Origin of the sequence: Prevotella vespertina (genome assembly GCF_009728485.1) — a bacterium.
In the GTDB taxonomy this organism is placed as follows: Bacteria; Bacteroidota; Bacteroidia; order Bacteroidales; family Bacteroidaceae; genus Prevotella; species Prevotella vespertina.
The window spans coordinates 51,467-73,833 of the sequence record NZ_VVIQ01000004.1 but is presented as its reverse complement, the minus strand read 5'-3'; the positions used below and the strand labels follow the sequence as shown (position 1 = coordinate 73,833).

16 protein-coding genes are annotated in these 22,367 nt (G+C 45.4%); 7 read left to right on the top strand and 9 right to left on the bottom strand.

Annotated features, from left to right (window positions below; translation table 11 throughout):
• Positions 1–113 precede the first annotated feature (113 nt).
• Complete coding sequence (locus tag F0475_RS05065; RefSeq protein WP_155715760.1) at positions 114–2,147, bottom strand: zinc-dependent metalloprotease; 2,034 nt, start codon at positions 2,145–2,147, stop codon at positions 114–116.
• 52 nt (positions 2,148–2,199) lie between these two features.
• Entirely contained in the window at positions 2,200–3,885 is a 1,686-nt protein-coding gene (locus tag F0475_RS05060) for a beta-N-acetylhexosaminidase (protein ID WP_155715759.1), read from the bottom strand.
• A 174-nt stretch (positions 3,886–4,059) separates the two neighbouring features.
• Here F0475_RS05060 and F0475_RS05055 point away from each other — a divergent pair, with 174 nt between their 5' ends.
• Positions 4,060–5,454, top strand: coding sequence for a DKNYY domain-containing protein (locus tag F0475_RS05055; protein WP_234422963.1), 1,395 nt, complete (start codon positions 4,060–4,062; stop codon positions 5,452–5,454).
• 386 nt (positions 5,455–5,840) lie between these two features.
• Here the strand turns inward: F0475_RS05055 and uvrA are convergent, their stop codons facing one another.
• Positions 5,841–8,744, bottom strand: a complete 2,904-nt coding sequence (gene uvrA, locus F0475_RS05050; protein ID WP_155715757.1) for an excinuclease ABC subunit UvrA — start codon at positions 8,742–8,744, stop codon at positions 5,841–5,843.
• Between the two features lie 152 nt (positions 8,745–8,896).
• Between uvrA and F0475_RS05045 the strand changes: the two genes are divergently transcribed.
• The gene (locus F0475_RS05045) at positions 8,897–9,301 is read left to right on the top strand and encodes a hypothetical protein (RefSeq protein ID WP_009435776.1); all 405 of its coding nucleotides are present in this window, start codon (positions 8,897–8,899) and stop codon (positions 9,299–9,301) included.
• Between the two features lie 185 nt (positions 9,302–9,486).
• Here the strand turns inward: F0475_RS05045 and F0475_RS05040 are convergent, their stop codons facing one another.
• The 5 genes from F0475_RS05040 to F0475_RS05020 form a co-directional block, all read right to left on the bottom strand.
• Complete coding sequence (locus F0475_RS05040; RefSeq protein WP_155715756.1) at positions 9,487–10,167, bottom strand: hypothetical protein; 681 nt, start codon at positions 10,165–10,167, stop codon at positions 9,487–9,489.
• Between the two features lie 73 nt (positions 10,168–10,240).
• Positions 10,241–10,618 (bottom strand): YccF domain-containing protein, encoded by a 378-nt coding sequence (locus F0475_RS05035; RefSeq protein WP_155715755.1) that lies wholly within the window; start codon positions 10,616–10,618, stop codon positions 10,241–10,243.
• Positions 10,619–10,672: 54 nt separating this feature from the next.
• On the bottom strand, positions 10,673–11,182 hold the full coding sequence (locus F0475_RS05030) for a nitroreductase family protein (protein WP_155715754.1): 510 nt from the start codon (positions 11,180–11,182) through the stop codon (positions 10,673–10,675).
• The gene (locus F0475_RS05025; RefSeq protein ID WP_155715753.1) at positions 11,179–12,228 is read right to left on the bottom strand and encodes a DHH family phosphoesterase; all 1,050 of its coding nucleotides are present in this window, start codon (positions 12,226–12,228) and stop codon (positions 11,179–11,181) included. The genes F0475_RS05030 and F0475_RS05025 overlap by 4 nt, the downstream gene beginning before the upstream one ends.
• Positions 12,229–12,395: 167 nt before the next feature.
• The gene (locus F0475_RS05020) at positions 12,396–13,307 is read right to left on the bottom strand and encodes a glycosyltransferase family protein (RefSeq protein WP_009435947.1); all 912 of its coding nucleotides are present in this window, start codon (positions 13,305–13,307) and stop codon (positions 12,396–12,398) included.
• A 483-nt stretch (positions 13,308–13,790) separates the two neighbouring features.
• Here F0475_RS05020 and F0475_RS05015 point away from each other — a divergent pair, with 483 nt between their 5' ends.
• The 4 genes from F0475_RS05015 (at position 13,791) to hisS (ending at position 19,931) form a co-directional block, all read left to right on the top strand.
• On the top strand, positions 13,791–16,211 hold the full coding sequence (locus F0475_RS05015) for a hypothetical protein (protein WP_234422962.1): 2,421 nt from the start codon (positions 13,791–13,793) through the stop codon (positions 16,209–16,211).
• A gap of 391 nt (positions 16,212–16,602) precedes the next feature.
• Positions 16,603–17,109: a Fur family transcriptional regulator gene (locus F0475_RS05010; RefSeq protein WP_314518175.1), complete on the top strand. Its 507-nt coding sequence runs from the start codon at positions 16,603–16,605 to the stop codon at positions 17,107–17,109.
• Positions 17,106–18,380, top strand: coding sequence for an adenylosuccinate synthase (locus tag F0475_RS05005; RefSeq protein ID WP_155715752.1), 1,275 nt, complete (start codon positions 17,106–17,108; stop codon positions 18,378–18,380). The genes F0475_RS05010 and F0475_RS05005 overlap by 4 nt, the downstream gene beginning before the upstream one ends.
• 189 nt (positions 18,381–18,569) lie before the next feature.
• A complete protein-coding gene (gene hisS / locus F0475_RS05000; protein WP_155715751.1) occupies positions 18,570–19,931 on the top strand; it encodes a histidine--tRNA ligase in 1,362 nt (453 codons plus the stop codon).
• Positions 19,932–20,233: 302 nt separating this feature from the next.
• Here the strand turns inward: hisS and F0475_RS04995 are convergent, their stop codons facing one another.
• Positions 20,234–21,442 carry an L-serine ammonia-lyase gene (locus F0475_RS04995; protein WP_155715750.1) on the bottom strand — a complete coding sequence of 403 codons (1,209 nt, stop codon included), beginning with the start codon at positions 21,440–21,442 and terminating at the stop codon, positions 20,234–20,236.
• Positions 21,443–21,637: 195 nt separating this feature from the next.
• Between F0475_RS04995 and F0475_RS04990 the strand changes: the two genes are divergently transcribed.
• A complete protein-coding gene (locus tag F0475_RS04990; protein WP_155715749.1) occupies positions 21,638–22,366 on the top strand; it encodes a sugar phosphate nucleotidyltransferase in 729 nt (242 codons plus the stop codon).
• Position 22,367: the final 1 nt, after the last annotated feature.

Genomic DNA, 22,367 nt, shown 5'->3' with positions numbered 1-22,367 from the left:
TGTTTAGGTTGTTTGCAAAGATAGTTAAAAACTTTGATAAGTATGCACTCAAAGGGAAGAAGATATGTCCTTTATACAGGTTAAACCTCTTTTCGATTGCAGGAAACCCACCTTTAGTGGATTACCTGCACCTTTCTTGGCTCTTCCTCGCCCACCTTTATTATATAGACACCTGATGGTAAGTTGTCAAAGTAGAGCTTATCTCCCTTGCTCTGTATGCGCTTGATCAATCTACCTGTTGTGTTGTAAAGTTGCACGAAGGTACCTGCTTTCGTACCAGAGAGCATTATCTGTCCCTTGTATGTGGTGAGGCTGATAGTTTCTGAGGTCTTTGCTGTGATGATACCATTGGGTGTGTTGCCCGCAGTATCAGTCTTTTTACGTTCGATGAAAAGCTGTACACCGCTCATCTTACCGCCTCGTTCCACTGTCCATGTGCGTGTGGTAAGGTTATCGTCAGTGGTTTCTCTATAAGAGAGAGGTACCTTCTGTCCCCGAACCAATGCTATGATATTTGGTTTCGGAGGCATTTCATCGTCCTTGCCAATGGTCATATAGGTTTCTTCTGGTACTCCTTTAAACTCCACTTCAGGCTTCGTAACCTCAATACCACCATCTTTTTTCGAGTTATTCGATATGTCATAATAACGGATATCATCGCCTATTGTCTCTATACGGAGCAGTCCCTCGCTAGCAAAGTAGATGTCTATTTTCTCTCCAGTATCGGGTATTACGAAGCTATAAGTAGGCACTCTCTTCATCAATCGTTGTGGGATAAAGACGTCACAAGCGCCATCGTTGTCCGTTGAAGGGAGTAAGACGTGGCGGAAGGTATGCCCCATATCATCCGACATCAGCACTCGCACCTTACTTCCTGATCGAAAGAATGACTTGTCAACTGTCCATGTCAAATGTAGGAGATCACCCATTTCATAAGTACTGCCAATGCGTGTCTTGAGTTTAAAAGGTATAGCAGGAACCACCTTAACATTCGCTATGTAACTATCGTAAAGGGGTGCTTGATGTTTCTTCATAGCCTCCTCTACAGGGAGAGCATCACTCACACTGAACCAGAAACGATAGTCTCCTACAGGGATACTATTCGAGTTTGTCACCTCCGCACCAGTGCCATTATACCTCACACCAAAGTCTATTACATTGCTTTGTTGTGGTGCATAAACAGGGAAGTGAGCGGGCTTCTGCGGTGTACATCCATATTGATTAAAGGTGTAATGAAGCGTTTTTTGCTCTTGATCCGTTGCATAAACAGGAATGGAGAAAAACGTCCCTTCTGGTACAACATAGGTGTCCTTCATGCGTTCGCGATCGATGTGTGGAGCTGTATTAGTCGTATTTGGGAATCGTTCCACCAATCGGTAATCAGCCTTCGGAGTCTCATGAAGAATCTTCTTGAGGCACTCCAATGATACAAAGTCCTGCTCCGATGATGATCCATAACTAATGATTGACTGTCCAGAACCAGGCTCCGTACCATATCCGAGCATCCCTTGACTCTGCGTGAAGGGGTGGTTTGAACCCAATAAATGCCCCAGTTCGTGGGCGATGGTGGGCATGGATTGATTGATGACAATACCTGTTCCCTTCCAAGTATCATTCCATATCCCCCCGACGGAGGCAAGTCCTTGCATTCCACCACTATCTGAGTAATCGAGAACAATACCTATATCGTAGTTGTCAATACCAATAGCTGCATTGATGAGAGCGGTTCCATCTTGATAAGTATAGTCCCGATTGTAAGTCTTCTCAACCAATCGTTCGTCCTTGATAACCTTGAATTGCAATCCAAAGTCACGTACATAGATACTATTCAGATAGGTTTCCAGCTCTGTCCAAAAGGCTTTGATCTTATTGTAATCGCGGTTGAATTTATCGGAGTTGTACTCCTTTGCACTCATAAAGACAGCCAGTCTCATCACACGATAGACCCCGTCTGTCACCTTCGTATCCTCTTCTTCACTACCTCGTGTGCGTGCTCTCTCTTGTAGGGGATCGATACCCAACACTCCACACTTCATCTCCTTCGCCTCTAACGGATGGTTGACAACCTGCGCATGGAGCTTTGACTGCAATGTTGGAAACACCATTAATGCACCAACGAGGGTAATGGTTGGTAAGATTCGACTCATCTTGTAATGTTTTAAATAGTTGTTTCTTAGAAATAATTAGAACTCTGTTTGATTACTGCAAGGGCTTGACAGGTATCTTATCGACAAACTTCTTCAATAGATCTCGTCGACAGAAATTGAAGCCAGCAAGGCTTAGGTAGGCTGCATCCTTCGACACTCTTTCACGGAAACTATCGTAGTTTTTGAGCTTTTCGGGCGTCCATCCTGCTTCAGCAACAGCCAAGAGACGTGGCAAAGCGAGGTATTCTAGGTAAGAGACTGTCTTTACATGCTCTGTCCAAAACGTCGCTTGCACACCTTGATAATAGGTTTGCAATGATACTGGTAAGCCCTCGGGAACAGGTTTAACACAATAGGTTACACGCAAGCTATCCGCTCCTTTGCCTGCTGCGTTAGGCTCATCTGCAGCCGTACTCTGCCTCCTGTTGATATAATAAGGGCCGAAGAAGGTCACGACATTATCGAGTTTCTGCTCTGCTGCCATGCGTGCCGACTGGGCTGCGGGATACCAACAATAAACCTTTACACCCGCTTGTTTGATAAGTTCCAATTCTGTTCCTTCAGCCGTAATAGCCTCGTTCCACACCGCTGTCGTGCGTCCTCTCGAATGGAGATAATCCGCCATCTGCTTGATAAAACGGCTCTGTAACTGTCGGTAGTTATGGAGTCCTTCTGTCTTATAGAGGCTTTGGCACTCCTCATTCTGCCGCCACGCATCATCTGGACATTCGTCTCCTCCGATGTGAACAATGCGTCCGGGAAAGAGATCGCACACCTCTTTTAATATGTCACGAGCGAAGTCCACGGCTGCAGGATTAGCCACATTCAACACATCATGAGATACTCCCCACTCTGTCCAAACGCTGTGCTGCCCTGCAGGGTCGCAACTATACTCTGGGTAAGCGGCCATTGCTGCCATGAAGTGACCGGGCATATCGATTTCAGGAATCACGTTGATATGTCGCTGATGAGCATAAGCTACGACCTCCCGAATCTCCTCTTGTGTGTAAAAGAAGGGTCCGTAAGGTTCGTTACTACGCACTTCTCCCAACTTCACATCCGAGTATTTCGTACCTGGAGCAGTAGCTCCAATGGTGGTTAAGCGTGGGTATTTCTTTATCTCGATACGCCATCCTTGATCGTCAGTGAGGTGCCAATGAAAGTTATTCATCTTGTAGTTCGCCATGAGATCAAGCAGTCTTTTAATCTCAGAGACGCCGAAGAAGTGGCGAGCTACGTCCAACATGAAGCCACGATAAGCAAAACGTGGACTGTCCGAAACGCTCATGCAAGGGAGTGTGAGGGCTGTCTTCTCCATCTTCTGACGGGCTGCGAAGGCTGGTGGCAGGAGCTTTTTAATAGTTTGGAAGGCATAGAAAAAACCCGCTGTAGTCGTTGCCTTAATCGTAATATCACGCTGCGTGATATGAAGTTGATAGCCTTCTGCGCCCTCAGTAGTCGTGTGGATGAGATGGATAAAAGGGTTCTTAAGATTCTTCGAAACCTTGAGTTGGTGGTTAGTCACCTGCTGGTAATGGGCAGCGAAGTTCTTGGCTTCCGTCAAGATAGTATCTGGAAGTTGTTGACCACCTATCGAGAACGAAGCGGGCAAACGCAGTGTTCCACCCGTTGCAACGATTTCGCGCGGTTGAGGAATGAGTCCGATGGCTTGTTGCGCACGCATGGCACAACTGAAAGTAACGACTATCAGTAAAAGAAAGAATCTGTTCTTTTGCATGAGGATATAGTTATATAATAAGGTATTGGTTATATTGGTCTACATAAAGATTAGGTTTTCATGTACCATAAACACGCCCACAAAGATAGCAAATTATTTTGACTTGTCCACTTCTTCACCCCTTTTTTGTATCTTTGCAGCAAGTTAACTAAAATACAAGGAATCGTTATGGGAATGATAGATAAATGTTGTTCGTGGATGAAGAGACGCATGGGAGGACAGGTAACAGTCGGTGAGATATTCTTTTCGATGTTACTCCTTTCACTCCTTCTTGCATGGCCTTTAGTTGCCTTGGGGACGGTCTTTTTATATGACCAAAGCAGTGTTCCACTGGCTATTGATATATCCAGATGGGTGGTTACACTCGTTATCTGGCTTTATCCTGTATATATCATTCCCTTGCTCTTCATGGCTAAGAAGATGGCAAGGAAGCATGGGAAAGCATTGTTGTTTTATATCATCTCGGGTGCACCTATTATATTACTGGCACTCAGCATACTCTTAGCTGTGAGTCCATTAGCGCAAGAGTTGCCCAAAGGAGCAGACTTCTTCACTTATAAACGGATTGGAGATGAAATCGGCGGAAGCTACTCGATGGATGGAAACCATGTGTATTATATGCTTCAAGAGGTTAAGGGGGCGGATGCCAAGACATTCCAGGTTATGACCAACGAGGGCGATTATGGCGTGGATAAAAACCATGTTTACTATCTTGGGGAGGTGTTAAAAGGGGCTGATCCAACGACCTTTAAGGTGGGAAAGAACGGCAAGGCTTACGACGGGAAGGACTGTTTTATCTATGGAAAGCCCTATCATGTCGCCGATTATAAGACGTTCCGCATGGGTAAAGGGAACTGGGATTTGGATTGTAAATACGCCTATTACTTGGGTGATAATGCGCAGGAAGAAGGTGCAAAGAGGCTTCGGATCAGCGATTGGAAGTCGTTTAAAGGCTTGAACGAACTGTACGCCAAGGACAAGAAACAGGTGTATTTTAAAGATAAGGTGGTGCAGGGTGCCGATGCCGCCACGTTCTTTACTTATAAAGACAATAAGCATGTGGGACAGGATAAGACCTGTGTTTATTACGATGGACAGCCTCGCGAATTGAAAGATTATCGACTATTAACGCCGTCAAACATCAATGATAACTATTATACTTATGGGCAATCAGTCTATAACTCTGAGCTTCTGAAGATGCCTTCATGTACTGACTTAAAGCACTTGCAATCGCTTGATTACACCGATTGGAGTAAGGATTTGCGCCATGTCTATTGGAAGAATAGACTGGTCAAGGGGGCTGATCCAGCCACATTCAGCCCCTTGCCATCGTTGTTATTAACGATTGATTCGAGTGATGACATTAATAAAGATAGTGATTACGGGAGGGATGCGACGCACATATACTATCGTGAGGTAATGCTCAAGGATGCCGATTACAACAGCTTCATCTGTGGGTGGGATGCACAAGAACAGATGGCTTTCGCCTTTGATAAACACCGATATTATGAGGGGCACCCAACGCCCCTTATCCGTAAGTATAGAGGCTCCACCCACGCCCACAACTAGCCTTACCCACGCCCATCTACAGCCTCACCCCCGTCCCCTCTCCGAATGGAGAGGGGCGTGAATACTATTGTTTGCAAATGAAGAGGGCGTTTCTTTGATGTAAAGAGAGGCTCTTTTCGACATAAGGAAACGCCCTTCTCGATAGGAGAAGGGCGTTTCCTTAATTCTAGAATATTATTACTTCTATTTCTGCTAACCATCCTCTCCCTTCCTACTAGCAGTTTTCACGCCCCTCTCCATTCGGAGAGGGGTTGGGGGTGAGGCTGTAGATGGTTAGGAGTTAGGCTGGTTGTGGTTGGGGGTGAGGCTTCTTCTCGATAGAAAGAAAGGCTTTGGGGGAACACATCCCCTCCTTTCGAAGGGGCTTGGGGAGGCCTTTTGTTGGATTAAGAAAGGCTCCCTCTCCTCAAGTACTGACCCGTAAGACTCTCCTTACAGTTGGCGACTTCCTCTGGAGTACCAGTTATCACGAGGCGTCCCCCTTTGTCTCCTCCATCGGGACCAAGGTCTATGACGTGGTCAGCACACTTGATGACGTCAAGGTTATGTTCGATGACTAGGATGCTGTGACCACGTTCGATGAGTGCATGGAAGGCTTTGAGCAATCGCTTAATATCGTGGAAATGAAGTCCTGTAGTCGGTTCGTCGAAGATAAAAAGCGTCTGTTCCTGTTGCTCTTGACCAATGAAATAAGCCAATTTAACACGTTGGTTCTCTCCACCTGACAGCGTGGACGAGTTCTGACCGAGCTTGATATAACCCAAACCAACATCCTCTAAGGGCTTTAACTTATTTACTATCGCACGTCGTTTATGCTCCGTAAAGAACTGAATAGCCTCTGATACGGTCATATTCAACACGTCATTGATGTTCTTACCATGGAACTGCACATCAAGAATCTCACGTTTGAAACGTTGCCCGTGACAGGCTTCACACTCCAAGACAAGGTCTGCCATGAACTGCATCTCAACTGTTATGACACCCGCCCCCTTGCATTCTTCACATCTACCACCGTCTATGTTGAACGAAAAGAACTGTGGGCTGAAGCCCATCTGTTTGGCTAATGGCTGTTCAGCAAATAGCTTTCTGATCTCATCATACGCCTTCACGTAAGTCGCCGGATTAGATCTTGTACTCTTACCGATGGGGTTTTGATCCACAAACTCCACGTGTTTAATCTGCTTCCAATCGCCTCCAAGACTTGAATACTCGCCTGGAACGTCAGCAACCTCATCCAGTCTGCGCTTCATGGCAGGGTAGAGAATGCCCTTGACAAGCGACGACTTACCACTACCACTCACCCCTGTTACAACTGTGAGGACGTTCAGAGGGAATCGAACATTTATCCCCTTGAGGTTGTTCATGCGTGCTCCTTTCAGTTCGATAGCCATGTTCCAAGGGCGACGAGAGGTTGGAGTTGGGATCATTTCAGCCCCCGTAAGATATTGAATAGTATGTGATTTCGGGTATTCTGATAGTAGTTTCTTCGATTCGGCATTGCCTTCTTTGTCCTTACCAGTGGGGTCAATGCGCTTAATATCCGACACTTTGCCTTGGAAAACAATCTCTCCTCCGAGCCTACCAGCGTCAGGTCCCACATCAATCAAGTAATCCGCAGCCCGCATAATCTCCTCATCATGCTCCACAACTACCACTGTGTTGCCCAGAGCTTGCAACTCTTTGAGTACGTGGATGAGCCTATCAGTATCGCGACTATGCAGTCCGATGGAGGGTTCATCAAGTATATACAACGATCCAACGAGTGAGGATCCAAGCGAGGTGGTGAGGTTTATGCGCTGACTCTCACCTCCACTCAATGTGTTCGATTGGCGGTTTAGGGTCAAGTAACCCAATCCCACGTCTAAAAGGAATTGTAGTCTGTGAGTGATTTCAGTGATAAGTCGCTTGCTAACTTCCTTTTCGTGTTCCGTAAGTTGCAGCTTGTCAAACCATTGCTTGAGCTCAGCTATAGGCATATCAACGAGGTCTGTGATTGCACGTCCGCCTATCTTCACCCATGAAGCCTCCTTTTTTAATCGTGTTCCACGGCACTCTGGGCATATAGTCTTACCTCTGTAACGACTCATCATGACGCGGTATTGAATCTTATATTGGTTCTCTTTGACCATTTGGAAGAATGAATCAATGCAGATACGGTCGTGTATATCCTTCTTCCGATCGCTTGGTAGTCCCTTCCAAAGGCACTCCTTCTCTTGCTTCGAAAGCTCGAAATAGGGCTTAAAGATGGGGAAGTCGTCTTGAGCAGCACGTCTGCAGAACTCTTCCTTCCATGCTTCCATCTTGTCACCATGCCAACATTGCACGCAACCATCATACACTGATAGCCCCGAGTCAGGTATTACTAACTTCTCATCAATGCCTATCACGGAGCCAAAACCCTCACAGGTAGGGCACGCACCGAGCGGTGAATTGAATGAAAACATGTTGTCGTTGGGTTCTTCAAAGCGTATTCCATCAGCTTCGAAACGTGTAGAAAAGGTGTAAGTGAGCTTTGCGGGCAGTATCATCAAGCGTAGAGTGCCGTCTCCCTCATAGAAGGCTGTCTCGCAAGAGTCGGTTAATCGAGAGGTAGCATCCTTTGAGTTCTCCACCGACATACGGTCTATCACAAGGTAGACTTCGGCTTTCTCTTTCTCTTCCGATGGTTTCTTCTTATCTTTCTGTTGCTTATCAGCCTCATTTACAGGGTGCTCTTCAAGCCAATCCTCTATGCGAATGAACTCTCCATTGACGTAGATACGAGAGTAGCCCTCCTGCATTTCCATCTCAAGTTGTGCCTCTTGAGAGCGTCCCTCGACCACATGTAGAGGCGAGAGAATGCAGAACTTCGTCCCTTCAGGGTATGTTTTTACACGTTCAATGACGTCTTCAACGGAGTGATGCTTCACTTCCTCGCCTGAAATGGGGCTGTAGGTACGCCCGATACGAGCGTAAAGCAGACGGAGATACTCGTATATTTCAGTCGAAGTACCCACTGTTGAGCGTGGATTACGTGCTATCACCTTCTGTTCAATGGCTATTGCTGGGGGCAAGCCTTTGATGAAGTCGACCTCAGGTTTCGACATTCTCCCTAGGAACTGACGTGCGTATGCCGACAAACTCTCTACGTATCTGCGTTGTCCTTCAGCGTAGAGTGTGTCGAAAGCAAGGGACGATTTGCCCGAACCCGATACACCTGTGATAGCGACGAAATCGCCTTGAGGGATCTTGACATCAATGTTCTTGAGGTTATTCACCCGTGCTCCTTTTACCTCGATATACTTATTCATAACTCTTAATAATTCTTATCTACACTCAACGAATATGCTTAAAAGAAGTTTAAGTAGGGTTGAGTCTCATGCAAAAGTACGAAAAAACTTTGGTTCTTTGTGGCTTTTCGCTTATATTTGCAGCCTATTTTTGATTTTAAAAGAATAAGATTATGAGAGTTAAAAAGTTATTGGTAATGGCTCTGATAGCACTTCCTACAATGGTAATGGCGCAGAGCACTTATGAGCCAGTGGGCAGTTCGGATAACAAAACACCACTAGAGAACAAGACTGTAAACCCTGTTTACCAGCAGTGGTTGAGCCAGTATGTAGAGGTAGGACGCAAGATTAACGATATATCTGCACAATATCAACGTGAGATCGACAAGCGTGGTTACCCTAAGAAGAAGACAGTTCAAGCTAAAATGGAGCTCGTTAGCCAGTACATCTATTTGTTGAAACAAGAGCGCGATACGCCCGAGTTGAATCAAAACCTTGATGTTCAGAAGGTCAACGATAAGATAAGTCTATGGCAAAGTCAGCTTGATGGCTTGGCAAACTTGCTGAAGAAGATCTAATAAAGAGTATTATTTCATACGCTAGAAGGCGTCGGAAGTTCTGTTAATCGAACTTCTGACGCCTTCAGCTATTTGTATATAAAGGTTTACGTAGGTCTTTCAAAGCCTCTAGTCATTTGTTTGTAAAGATTTACGCAAGCCTTTCAAGACCCCTAGCAACCAATGACAACGCATGGAGATGAGCCTTACTCGGATTCTTTGGCTTGCTCATTTCCTTCCGTATCAAGCAACACCTCTTTGTCACCAATGCGTGCCTCAAAGTACGGCGGTTCGTCTCTTAGCGATATACTATCATATATGAAAGGTGCCACAACGGTGCCTTTACCATCTGGAAGAATCAGTCCCAACTTGCCGTCCAGTTGCGCTATTAGCGGCATAGTACGCAAGTCGTCCACATAAACATAGCATGTGCGGAGGAACTCATACTTAGGTTCTACGAGCGTGCGACCCCTATGGTCGAGGATACCAAAGCGTCCATTGCGTTCGATCACCTCGTGATACTTGATGTAAATCTCACGTATCAAGTTCAAGTATCTGACCATCTTTCGCTTGTCATTGACCAACGTTACAAGATAATCAAAGGTGTCGGAATAGTTCGCCATAGCACGAGCTAGGACGATCTTCATATCTAATCCCTTGATAACCTTGCGGTTCAAGTCGATGTAATGGGCTATTGCTGCCTCCTTCTCTTCCAACGATAAGTCCTTTAAATGCTCCTCGAAGCGCAACATCTGTTGCTTACTTCCGTGCATAGCTTTGATATATCGGTGGATACGTCGCCCCATTTCCATGCAAACGAAATGGCGTATTCTCTGTTCCTCTATCGGGTCAGTGTATTCTTGGTTGAAGTTGTCTAGCGTAATCATGGGCGTTACCTCCTATGTTTTTCGCCAAAGTTACAGACTTTTCGTGGCTCCACCAAGAATTATAAAGAGTTTTTTATAAGTTCAACGTAACATCCTTTCCAAAGGGAGCAAGGCACAATCCTGCCATCTTGAAGTGCTGCTTTGCGAAGGGAATCCCTATAATGGTTATCCCTAAGAGGAGGCCGAAGAAGACATGACAAAGCCATGCCCACAAGCCACCGAAGATAATCCAAATGATATTAAGGGGTACTGTGAGGCACCCGAAAGTATTGTCGGTGTTATGCACCTCAGCCCCGAACGGCCATAAACAAAGCAATCCGAGCTTGAAAGTTTGTATAGCGACAGGGATGCCAACGATGGTCAATGCCATGGCAAGACTCCCCGTGAAATAACCGATGGCAGCCTCCAGTCCACCGAAGAGCCACCACAGAAGGTTTCCAATAAAGCGCATATATATAATAAGGTGTAAGTTGATAAATAAGGTGAAAGGCGTGACGAGGTTAAGTTATATCGTCTCCGTTATCTCCTCCAAAGGCTTCCGTTTCTTCTCATTCATCGGACAGTCAGGGGCGATGTGACCAATAGGAATAATCGCAACTGCCTCATATCCAGCTCTAGGGAATGCCTCTTTGATTTTTGCTACATCATAATTACAAACCCAACAACAGCCTAAGCCTCGTTCTGCAACAGCCAAACAAAGGTGTTCTGTGGCAATGGCTACGTCAATATCTCCGTGTGACTTACTATCTTCCGAGCGTACCCAACAGCCTTCCACAGCCTTCATACAAATGATGTAAAGCGGTGCTGAGGCAAACCACTCACGTTTGTAACAGGCTTGCAACTGCTTGCGTGCCTCTGACGACTTGACCACAACGAACTTCCAAGGCTGTTTGTTCACTGCCGAAGGAGCCATGCGTGTCACCTCAAGAATATACTTTAAGTCCTCTTCCGATACCTGTTCGGCTGTGAATTTACGTACTGAGAATCGCTTTTGTGATAGTTCTAATAAGTTCATAATACCTTTGTTTGTAATTGATCCTTATAATAAAGTAGCGCCTTGATAACCACCTGTTCCGCTTCATCAAGCGTACAATTCAGTTTACCACCAGCTGCATCTGCATGTCCACCACCATTGAAGAACCTTGTAGCCATGGGCTGGCAATGGAACCCGTTACATGACCTTAGACTCACCAAGATGGTGTTTTGCCTCTCAGTATCCTCTCTTAACGATATACTGAGTTTAAGTCCTTTGATCTGTTGAGGTATGTTCACGAGTCCTTCCATGTCTCCTTTAACAAAGTGGAATTGCGTCATATCCTCCTTCGTCACCGTATAATACGAAGCATGTAACTCCTCAATGACCTTCATCTTATTAAGGATTATATGCGAGCGAAGGCGCAATGCGTTCGTAGAATAGTTGTGGAACACTCGGTTATAGATCTCATCTTTATCAATCCCCTTCGTTAGTAACTGTCCAATGATGTAGTAGATCTCTGGTCGGGAAGAGTTATATGTGAAGCCACCAGTGTCTGTCATCATACCACAATATATACATTCAGCACACTGACGGGTCATCGTCTCGAATCCATCTAACTGACAGATGAGGCGGAAAACAATCTCACTTGTACTCGACATATCTGGTCTAGAGATAGCCAGCGCACACCCTTCATCAGGGTCCAAGTGGTGGTCGATGAGCAAACGGGGGGCTTCCGACGACTCCAAAGCGTCCTGCATTGCATCCACACGGGAGGGCTGATTGAAATCGAGACAACACACCAGATCAGCCTCTTTAAAGATTCGCTCCACCTCACGAGGGCGTCGGTCATAACGAATGACGGTGTTACTACCAGGCAACCAATGTAAGAAGTCGGGCGTAGCATCAGGCATACACACCTTCACGTTGGTCTTTCCTATCCCATTCAGATAGTTCATCCATGCCAGAGAAGAGCCCATGGCATCACCATCAGGTGCTCTGTGAGCACAGATAACAATGTTTTTCGCAGTGGTAAGCAACTGTCGTAATGAGGCAAGCTCCTCCTGTTTTAATAAGTTTAAATCCATTGTGTGTTGTTCTACTTATAGATATTGTAGGGGTGAAACAATCCTTCCTTCACATCCTATATGTCGAAAAGGAAGGAGAAATCAAAAGCTGGGGTGCATGACTTATGGGGCTTAGAACAATCGTTCCTTACCAGCGCACAGGTCACACATCCCCATGACTTCTTTATTTAAAATAGCTTAGCTGGGTAAGTACCATCGTCTATCAACGACTGAATTTTCGCAACGACACTCTCTCGATCAGCGGCATATGTAACGCCAAACCACTTGCTCGTCGTGTCAAGCACCTTCACTGTTGCAGTGCCATCGTTGATGAGTTTGTTCACCATTAGCGGTATGAAGTACTCCGCCTTCTTGTTTTCTATGTTCTTCGGATCCGATAAGAACTCCTTGAAATAAGCCTCGCTATAATCGAAGTAATCAGGTGTGAAGCCCCATACATTCATAGAGACAGGGGTGTTATCACTCACTGCTACCCACTCGCCCTGCTCATCCTTGTATTTCACTTCGCCCTCACGACGCTCAATCTCGGTGCGTTCCACAACCGTTGTGAGGTTACCTTCTGCATTCGTAGAACAGATACCACGTGCCACAGTTCCATTATCGCTAAGGGTGTTACCAACGCGGAATCCAACCATAGCATACTTGTTCTTAGCACCTTCGGGGAGGTCGGCTAGGAACTTACCAATGACCTTGAAGCAGTCACGATTGTAGAAATCGTCGCAGTTGATGACGCAGAAAGGCTCCTTGATAACGTCCTTTGCCATCAAAACAGCATGATTGGTGCCCCATGGTTTCTCACGTCCTTCAGGTACAGAGAAGCCCTCTGGCAGTGCATCAATGCTTTGGAAGACTAGCTCGGCAGGGATATGTCCTTCATACTTAGATAGTACCTGCTTGCGAAACTGGTCCTCGAAGTCCTTACGAATGACGAATACTATCTTGCCAAAACCAGCCTGGATGGCATCATAGATAGAGTAGTCCATGATTGTTTCACCATTGGGTCCGAGCTCATCGAGCTGCTTGAGACCACCGTAGCGGCTTCCCATTCCAGCCGCAAGAAGTAATAATGTAGGTTTCATCTTTTTGTTTTTATATCGTTAATCTATTGTGGTTTGCTAAACAGACCATCTATTGTTATATGCTGCAAAGGTAAGAAAAAGATTTGTATATCATAGTTTTTTTAGATAGAATACATAGCCTTATCCAAACAACAAAAAGCCAAACAACCGTCCACAACCAGCCAAACAACCGTCCATCTACAGCCTCACCCCCGTCCCCTCTCCGAATGGAGAGGGGCGTGAATACTGCTATTAGCTTGCAAGTTAATGCTAAGCAGGAATAGAGATAATTGTATTTTGGAATCAAAGAAAAAGCCTCTGGGTAAGACATTCCCTCCTTTGGAGGGGCTTGGGGAGGCTTTTTTTTAAATTAAGGAAACGCCCTTCTCCATTCGAGAAGGGCGTTTCGTTGCTATGAGAAGAGCCTCTCCTTACATCAAAGAGACGCCCCCTTTGTATTAAGAGTGCCTTTTCCTAGCTGGCTTCCGTTAGGCACTCCTCCCCTTGGGGGAGGCTGGGTGGGGTTTTAACATTCGGAGAGGGGATGGGGGAGAGGCTGTTCGCAAGACGATAGAGAGCTTTCGGAATAGTCCAGAAAGCGAATATCTATGGAATGCGAAGCCCCGTTTTGGTAAGACATTAGCCGTCTATGACCTTTGCATGAAGATGCAGTTTCGGAATGTGTTAGTGGTTACGAATCGTCCAGCCATTGCCGACTCGTGGTATTTCCGAGTAGAGCATGGACGCTTTGTGCATGATGAGTCGGTGGATAAATGGCTCGATGCGCTCAGCAGACAAGCACGTTATCCGTTCTCAACAGAGGCATTGCGCAATGAAATAAGGCATAGTTTCTGGTTGTTGAATCGTGTTGATTCGGCAAAGGCATTGGCTAAGAAGCTAAGAGACACACAACGACATCCAGAGTTCGCAAGCATTGAGATTGTTGTTGCAGCAGGTGACGGCAAGACCGATAACGATGAGATTATAGAGGACGAGAGTTCCTTGATGCGTGTAAGGAAAGCCATTGCGGAACATCCGCAAGGCACGATTACGCTCTCCGTAGGGCAGTTGACAACGGGAGTAACTATCCCCGAATGGACAGCGGTGTTGATACTCAGCAATATGAAAAGCCCTGCCCAGTATATGCAAACGGCGTTTCGTGCGCAGACACCACACCTTTATATAGATGCTGATGGTCGGTATCATAGGAAAGAGAATGCCTACGTCTTCGACTTTGACCCAGCCCGCACGCTAAGTATCTATGAGGAGATGGCAAACGGACTAACGGCAGAGACGGCGTCGGGAGGTGGCGACATCGACACGAGAAAGGCGCATATCAGAGAGCTACTCAACTTCTTCCCCGTGATAGGCGAGGATGAGCAGGGCGAGATGGAGGCACTGGATGCCGAACAGGTGATGCTTATTCCTCGACGAATACGCTCTAAGGAGGTGGTGAGAAGTGGCTTTATGAGTAACTTCCTCTTCGCTAATATCTCCAATATCTATGGGTGTTCTGCAGGTGTCATCAGCATTATCAATAAGTTTGATGCTATAAAAGAATCGAAGAAGAACAGCATTAATACCGATGATGTGGAGCAATTATCTCATGAGATAGATGCCGATGGGAATGCCCAACCGAGTGCCAATCAGGTGGCAGAGAGACAGGCAAGATTGTTTGGAGATAAGATATATGGTGAACCGAAAGAAGCAATGGATAACATCATTGAAGAGAGTTTCGAGCGGTATAGCCAGGCGAAAGAGAAGAAGGGAAAGAGTGCCGAGGAACAGATGATTGATAGTGTGAGTGAACAGCTGACAAGCGTTTTACTGACCCATGCCAAAGAGCATGAAGAATCGAAGGAGGAGGCATTGTCGAAACGAAATCAGGGTCTTGCCGCAGTGAGAATCAAGAAGGCTGTGAATGAGCAGATAGGTAAGTATTGTCATCAAGCAGCCGTTGAGAAGAACACGTTGGACCATCAATGTAAGGAGGAGTGTGTTGGTAAGACAACACAAGAGCAACACGACATCCGAAAGCGGTATGAGGCTGATAAGCAGGTGATAGACAAGGAGTTAGAGAAGACAGTGCAAGGAAAGTCGAAGGAGTTGCTTGAGAAGAGTGCAGAGATTGTTGCCGAGACCTATGAGCAACAGCGTATTGATGTGAAGAAAAGCGATGTGAATGAGGTTGTTCGCAATCATCTCCGTGGTTTCTCACGTACAATACCATCGTTCTTGATGGCTTATGGCGATGAAGCAACCACCTTGCAGAACTTCGATCAGGCTATTCCAGAGGAGGTGTTCTTAGAGGTGACAAGTGTGACGAAGGCGCAGTTCCGCTTGTTGAGAGATGGTGGTGAGTTTGTAAATGAGGAGACAGGGAAAACGGAGAATAGCCCTGGTCACTTCTTCGATGAGGTAGTTTTCAATGATTCCGTTAAAGAGTTCATGGCGTTGAGGAAGCGTCTTGCCAATTACTTTGAGCCTTCTAACAAGGAAGATATATTCAATTACATCCCTGCGCAACGCACAAATCAGATCTTCACGCCTAAGGAGGTGGTGCGTAAGATGGTAGACTTATTAGAAGAGGAGAACCCTGGTTGCTTCGATGACCCACGTAAGACATTCGCTGACTTGTATATGAAGTCGGGGCAATACATTACAGAGATTGTGAAGCGATTGTATAATAGTCAAGGGTTGAAGAAGGCGTTTCCTGATTCGGAGAAACGCATTCGCCATATCTTTAAACATCAAGTGTATGGACTCGCTCCGACCGAGTGTATCTATCGTATCTCACTGCGTTATATCCTTGGATTTGACGATACTATCCACATTGATGAGGCTGATCATCACTTGCGTCAAGCTGATAGTCTGCCCGCTGCAAAGGCTGGGACTATGGAAGAGTTTTTAGATGAGGTGTTTTGAAGGAAACACCTCTCTTGAAACTTTCGAAGACTAGCTTGCGAATGTAACTGGCAGTCTTTGAGTCAATATAAGCCTTTGATTCCTAACGTTATAGGTGATATGTTAAAGGGGACAGCAACTATAATTAAAAATAAAAGAGGGGCTTTTAGTAAGATAGGAATAGGCACGTTGGGGGACAACTTGTCATAAAGAAAAGGTTGGATAATGCTTCCTGAGTTTGCAAATAACAATGGGGGAGATGGCAAATAAGAATCTTTATGAGGGGAGAATGCCCTGCATTAGTAAGATGAAGCGGCTTATCTCTTCCCCACCGCTTTAACTTTTTTTTATTACCACATACTAGTTATATCATTAAAAAACACTAACTTTGTGCGAATTTAATCAGTAAGCTGTGACTAAAGACATAGTCAAAAAAAGAGTTCGAGATATTCTGGATGAGTACCTCGAAGCGAATAATCATCGCAAGACATCAGAGCGGTATGCTATTCTTGATGCCGTGTATGACATGAAAGGACACTTCTCTTTAGACGAATTGGGCGTAGAGCTTGAAACAAGGAACTTCCGTGTATCTCGTGCAACGCTGTATAATACAATGCGTCTATTCATAGAGTTGCGCCTTATCGTTAGGCATCGTTTCATCGGACAAACCATGTATGAGGCTTGTTACGATAATGAAGATCATATCCACCAGATATGCACTGTATGTGGAACAGTGACCGAGGTTGAGTCTCAGGAGATCACTGAAGCGATTAAAAACACTAAGTTTTATCGGTTCCGCAGAGATGGTTTCTCATTATATATATATGGTATATGCTCTCGCTGTCAGGCTGTTCTATCACGTCAGAAGAGCAAGTTCTTAACCCAAAAGCAAGGTAAAAACTCACATAAAAGCAAATGAACACAGGTAAAGTTGATGTCCTGTTGGGTCTCCAATGGGGTGATGAAGGTAAGGGAAAGGTCGTAGATGTACTCACACCACGTTATGATGTTGTGGCTCGATTTCAGGGTGGTCCTAATGCAGGACACACGCTTGAATTCGAGGGAGAGAAGTATGTTTTACGTTCCATCCCATCGGGTATCTTCCAGGGAGGAAAGGTCAATATCATAGGTAATGGAGTGGTCTTGGCACCTGATCTCTTTATGGGAGAAGCAAAGGTGTTAGAGAAGAGTGGGCACCCACTTAAGCAACGTTTGCGTATCTCAAAGAAGGCTCATCTCATCATGCCAACCCATCGCATCCTTGATAGAGCATACGAGGCTGCTAAGGGAAAGAATAGAGTTGGCACAACAGGTAAGGGCATTGGTCCTACCTACACAGATAAGATTAGCCGTAATGGATTGCGTGTAGGAGATATCTTATGTGACTTCGATCGTAAGTATGCAGAGCACAAGGAACGCCACATGAAGATGTTAGCTGCATTGGGGTGGACTGACTTTGAAGGTTTTGAAGATACTGAGAAACTATGGATGGAAGGCATTGAGTACATGAAAGAGTTTGAGTTTGTTGACTCTGAGCATGTCATCAATCATCTATTACGTGACGGCAAGAACATCCTCTGTGAAGGTGCTCAAGGAACAATGCTTGACGTCGACTTTGGTTCTTATCCATTTGTTACTTCATCCAATACTATATGTGCTGGAGCTTGTACAGGACTAGGTATTGGACCTAATAAAGTGGGCAATGTCTATGGTATCATGAAGGCATATTGCACACGAGTTGGTGCTGGTCCATTCCCAACCGAGTTGTTTGATGAGACTGGAAAGAGGATTCGTGACCTTGGTCATGAGTATGGTGCTGTAACAGGAAGAGAACGTCGTTGCGGTTGGATAGACCTTGTTCAACTTCGTTACTCAGTAATGGTTGATGGTGTTACAGAGCTCATTATGATGAAGAGTGACGTACTTGACACCTTCGAAACCATAAAGGCTTGCGTTGCATACGAGCTTCCTGATGGTACACAAACACAGGATTTCCCATACGAGATTGATGATGTGAAACCAATCTATAAGGAGTTCCGTGGTTGGAAGAAGGATATGACTCACTGTCGTTCTGCAGCAGAGTTCCCACAGGAGTTCTGCGAGTATGTTGCTTTCTTGGAGGAGTATCTTGAGACCAAGATTGGCATTATCTCTATCGGTCCTGACCGTGAGCAGACAATCGTTCTATAATCAATATAGGAACAAAAGAATTTTAAATAGTTAAGAGAATAAGGTTGTTAGGGAAGTAAAAGAACAAGGTTATAAGGTCATTAGATGGTTCTCTCCTCTATAACTGACAATATCGTTTCTTTCACTTCTCTATCTCCTTCGACGCTCTTAACTGCTTTTTTATATTAAGAAGAATAACTATAACAGACAATGGCAAATAAACCTTCCATCCCAAAGGGCACCCGTGACTTCGGACCAGAGGAGATGGCAAAACGTAACTACATATTTGATACAATCAAAAGTGTCTATGCTTTGTATGGATTTCAGCAGATTGAGACACCTGCCATGGAGACTTTACACACCTTAATGGGCAAGTATGGCGATGAAGGAGACAAACTCCTCTTCAAAGTGTTGAACTCTGGTGACTATCTGAAGTCGGTTAGTGACGATGAACTCAAGGAGCGTAACACGTTGAAGATGCAAACGAAACTATGCGAGAAGGGACTTCGTTACGATCTTACTGTCCCCTTCGCACGTTACGTAGTCATGCATCGTGAGGAACTGCAGTTGCCTTTCAAGCGTTATCAAATACAACCGGTATGGCGTGCCGACCGCCCTCAAAAGGGTCGTTATCGTGAGTTTTACCAGTGTGATGCCGATGTTGTAGGTTCTGACTCACTATTAAATGAGGTGGAACTAATGCAGATTGTGGACACAGTCTTCACCAAGTTAGGGGTGAGAGTACAGATAAAGATCAACAATAGAAAGATTCTCACGGGTATTGCCGAGGTGATTGGTGAGAAGGATAAGATTGTTGATATCACTGTTGCCATTGATAAGCTCGATAAGATAGGACTTGAGAATGTAAACGAGGAGTTGCGTGCTGATGGTATATCAGAGGATGCGATTGCTAAGTTGCAACCTATCATTAAGTTGGAAGGAACCAACGAAGAGAAGCTAGCAGTGATTGCGGAAGCCTTGAAGGAGAGTGAGACTGGACTAAAGGGAGTTGAGGAAACACGCTTTATCCTTGATATGTTGAAGACGTCCGGACTAAAGAATGAGATACAACTCGACCTTACCTTGGCACGAGGACTTAACTACTACACTGGCGCCATATTTGAGGTTAAGGCGTTAGATGTGCAGATTGGCTCTATTACTGGTGGTGGTCGATATGACAATCTCACGGGTATCTTCGGTATGCCAGGGCTCTCTGGCGTTGGTATCAGCTTTGGTGCTGACCGCATATATGACGTTTTGAACACCCTAGACCTTTATCCAAAAGAGAGCGTGCAAGGCACTCAATTACTCTTTATCAACTTCGGTGAGCAGGAGACAGCATACTGTCTTCCTATCGTAGCAGCCGCTCGTCGTGCGGGTATTCGCACCGAGATGTTCCCCGATAAGGCAAAGATGAAGAAGCAGATGAGCTATGCGAACGCAAAGAACATTGGTTTCGTGGCTCTTGCTGGAGAGTCGGAAATGGAAGAAGGAAAGGTTACTTTAAAGAATATGACTACTGGTGAACAAACGCTTGTAACGCCAGAAGAGTTGATAGCGAAGATAAAGTAATAAAGAGAAGATGCCTCACCCCCAACCCCTCTCCGAATGGAGAGGGGAGTGATGACTGCTATTAGCTTGCAAGTTAATGCTAAACAGGAATAGAGATAATAATATTCTAGAATTAACGAAACGCCCTTCTCCATTAGAGAAGGGCGTTTCCTTATGTCGAAAAGAGCCTCTCTTCACACCGAAGAAACGCCCCCTTTATTTGCAATCAGCAGTATTCACGCCCCTCTCCATTTGGAGAGGGGACGGGGGTGAGGCTTCTTCTTTTCCTTTCGGAGGGGTTGGGGGAGGCTTATGTCCTCGTCTTATACCTGATAATCCTTCGCTAATCCACCCTCACTCGTCTCTTTGTACAATGACGGAATATCGTGTCCTGTCTGCTTCATCACCTCTACAACCCTGTCAAAGGATACACGGTGACTGCCATCACTAAACGATGCGTAGAGTTGAGCATCTAGTGCTCTACAAGCTGCAAAGGCATTACGTTCAATACAAGGTATCTGTACCAAACCACAAACTGGGTCGCAGGTCATACCGAGATGGTGCTCAAGTCCCATCTCTGCAGCATATTCTATCTGTGACGGACTACCACCAAACAACTGGCAAGAGGCGGCTGATGCCATTGCACAAGCAACCCCCACCTCACCTTGACAACCAACTTCCGCACCTGATATAGACGCATTGTACTTCACAATGTTACCAAAGAGTCCTGCCGTTGCAAGGGCATGTAAGATCTTAGTCTCTGTAAAGTCATGACCCTTGGAGAGGTGATAAAGCACCGCAGGAACTACTCCACAAGCTCCACAAGTAGGGGCTGTTACAATCGTACCATTCGATGCGTTCTCTTCACTTACCGCTAGAGCGTAGGCATAAACCATACCTCTACTTTGCAAAGAAGGCTTATAACCGCGTGCTTTGATATAATAAGTTGGAGCCTTACGAGCCAAATTCAGTGGACCAGGTAATGCCCCTTCGCTATCCAATCCACGCTCAACAGCTGCCTGCATAGTATGCCAAACCTCACGTAGATAGTCCCAGAAATCATCATCCTCACACTGCTTTACATATTCCCAGTAGCCCCTTCCGTGATGTTCGCACCATCCTTGAATATCCTTCAAAGTATGCAAATCATACACTTCCTGGTGTTTGAAGTAATCGCCCGTAGCCTTTCCTTCCGATAGCGCACCCCCTCCGACACTGTAAACAATCCATTCCTCGAGTTGCTCACCAGCCTCGTTATAAGCTCGAAACTCCATTCCGTTAGGGTGATAAGGTAAGAAGATGCTAGGTTGCCAGATGATATCAACAGGTGCAATAGGCTTTAATACGTCGATAATAGCCTTATCCGTCATGTGTCCCTTGCCTGTTGCTGCCAAGCTACCATACAATGTTACCTCGAAACGTGACGCCTCCGAGTGACGTTCTGCAAAGATGATTGCAGCTCGTTGTGGGCCCATGGTATGACTACTAGAAGGCCCTTTTCCTATTCTAAAGATTTCTTTGAGTGACTCCATTAACTATTATCCTCAATCTTCCAAACTATGTTTTTAAAGCTACAAAGATACGAAAAAAAAGACAATGAGGTATCTCCTTGACTCCAAAAATATGATGACTTCGTGTCAACTCGTTTACTCGTCAACTTGAAGTAATCGCAACTTTGAATTACAAATTGTGCTTTTTGAAATCAAAAATGTGTATCTTTGCATTTAATGAAATACGCAATCATCGCCGCTGGAGACGGCTCCCGACTGGCACAAGAAGGTGTTACTGATTCCAAGCCATTGGTTAAGGTGAATGGAGAACGGCTTATTGACCGCTTGATAAGAGTGTTTGTTGCGAATGAAGCAACCGATATTCTTGTTATCTGCAATGAGCACATGACGGATGTTGCAAGGCACCTTGTGGAGGTGGAGGAACAGGGATTGAATGGGCATCATGTCCCTTTGCAGTTCCTGATTAAGTCAACTCCTAGTTCCATGCACAGCCTTTATGAACTGCGAAAATACCTGCTTGACGAACCCTTCATACTGACAACTGTTGATACAATCTTCGATGAGCAAGCATTTAGTTCGTATGTTTCTACCTTCCGAGAAAGGCTACATCAGGGGGTGGATGCACTGATGGGTGTGACCGACTATATCGATGATGAGAAACCGCTCTACGTGTCAACTGATCCGCAACTACACGTTACGGGTTATTATGATAATGCACAATCTGATACGCAATACGTATCTGCGGGCATTTATGGACTAGCCCCTTCAACGCTCTCCATATTGAATGATTGCATTGCAAAAGGGCTACATCGAATGCGTAACTTTCAGCGTGCTTTGGTGGCAGGAGGGCTTCGTGTTGAGGCTTATCCATTGTCGAAAGTCTTTGACATCGACCATGCTTCTGATATAAAAAAGGCTGAAGAATATCTGAATAAAAGGCTCTAAC

Excerpts from the sequence above, each read along its gene's own strand:
- F0475_RS05035 (WP_155715755.1), bottom strand. The coding sequence starts at position 10,618 with ATGCGCTTTATTGGAAACCTTCTGTGGTGGCTCTTCGGTGGACTGGAG.
- F0475_RS05055 (WP_234422963.1), top strand. The coding sequence starts at position 4,060 with ATGATAGATAAATGTTGTTCGTGGATGAAGAGACGCATGGGAGGACAG.
- F0475_RS05045 (WP_009435776.1), top strand. The coding sequence starts at position 8,897 with ATGAGAGTTAAAAAGTTATTGGTAATGGCTCTGATAGCACTTCCTACA.
- hisS (WP_155715751.1), top strand. The coding sequence starts at position 18,570 with ATGGCAAATAAACCTTCCATCCCAAAGGGCACCCGTGACTTCGGACCA.
- F0475_RS05065 (WP_155715760.1), bottom strand. The coding sequence starts at position 2,147 with ATGAGTCGAATCTTACCAACCATTACCCTCGTTGGTGCATTAATGGTG.
- F0475_RS05025 (WP_155715753.1), bottom strand. The coding sequence starts at position 12,228 with ATGGATTTAAACTTATTAAAACAGGAGGAGCTTGCCTCATTACGACAG.
- F0475_RS05030 (WP_155715754.1), bottom strand. The coding sequence starts at position 11,182 with ATGAACTTATTAGAACTATCACAAAAGCGATTCTCAGTACGTAAATTC.
- F0475_RS05020 (WP_009435947.1), bottom strand. The coding sequence starts at position 13,307 with ATGAAACCTACATTATTACTTCTTGCGGCTGGAATGGGAAGCCGCTAC.
- F0475_RS05005 (WP_155715752.1), top strand. The coding sequence starts at position 17,106 with ATGAACACAGGTAAAGTTGATGTCCTGTTGGGTCTCCAATGGGGTGAT.
- F0475_RS05060 (WP_155715759.1), bottom strand. The coding sequence starts at position 3,885 with ATGCAAAAGAACAGATTCTTTCTTTTACTGATAGTCGTTACTTTCAGT.
- F0475_RS04995 (WP_155715750.1), bottom strand. The coding sequence starts at position 21,442 with ATGGAGTCACTCAAAGAAATCTTTAGAATAGGAAAAGGGCCTTCTAGT.
- F0475_RS05040 (WP_155715756.1), bottom strand. The coding sequence starts at position 10,167 with ATGATTACGCTAGACAACTTCAACCAAGAATACACTGACCCGATAGAG.
- uvrA (WP_155715757.1), bottom strand. The coding sequence starts at position 8,744 with ATGAATAAGTATATCGAGGTAAAAGGAGCACGGGTGAATAACCTCAAG.
- F0475_RS04990 (WP_155715749.1), top strand. The coding sequence starts at position 21,638 with ATGAAATACGCAATCATCGCCGCTGGAGACGGCTCCCGACTGGCACAA.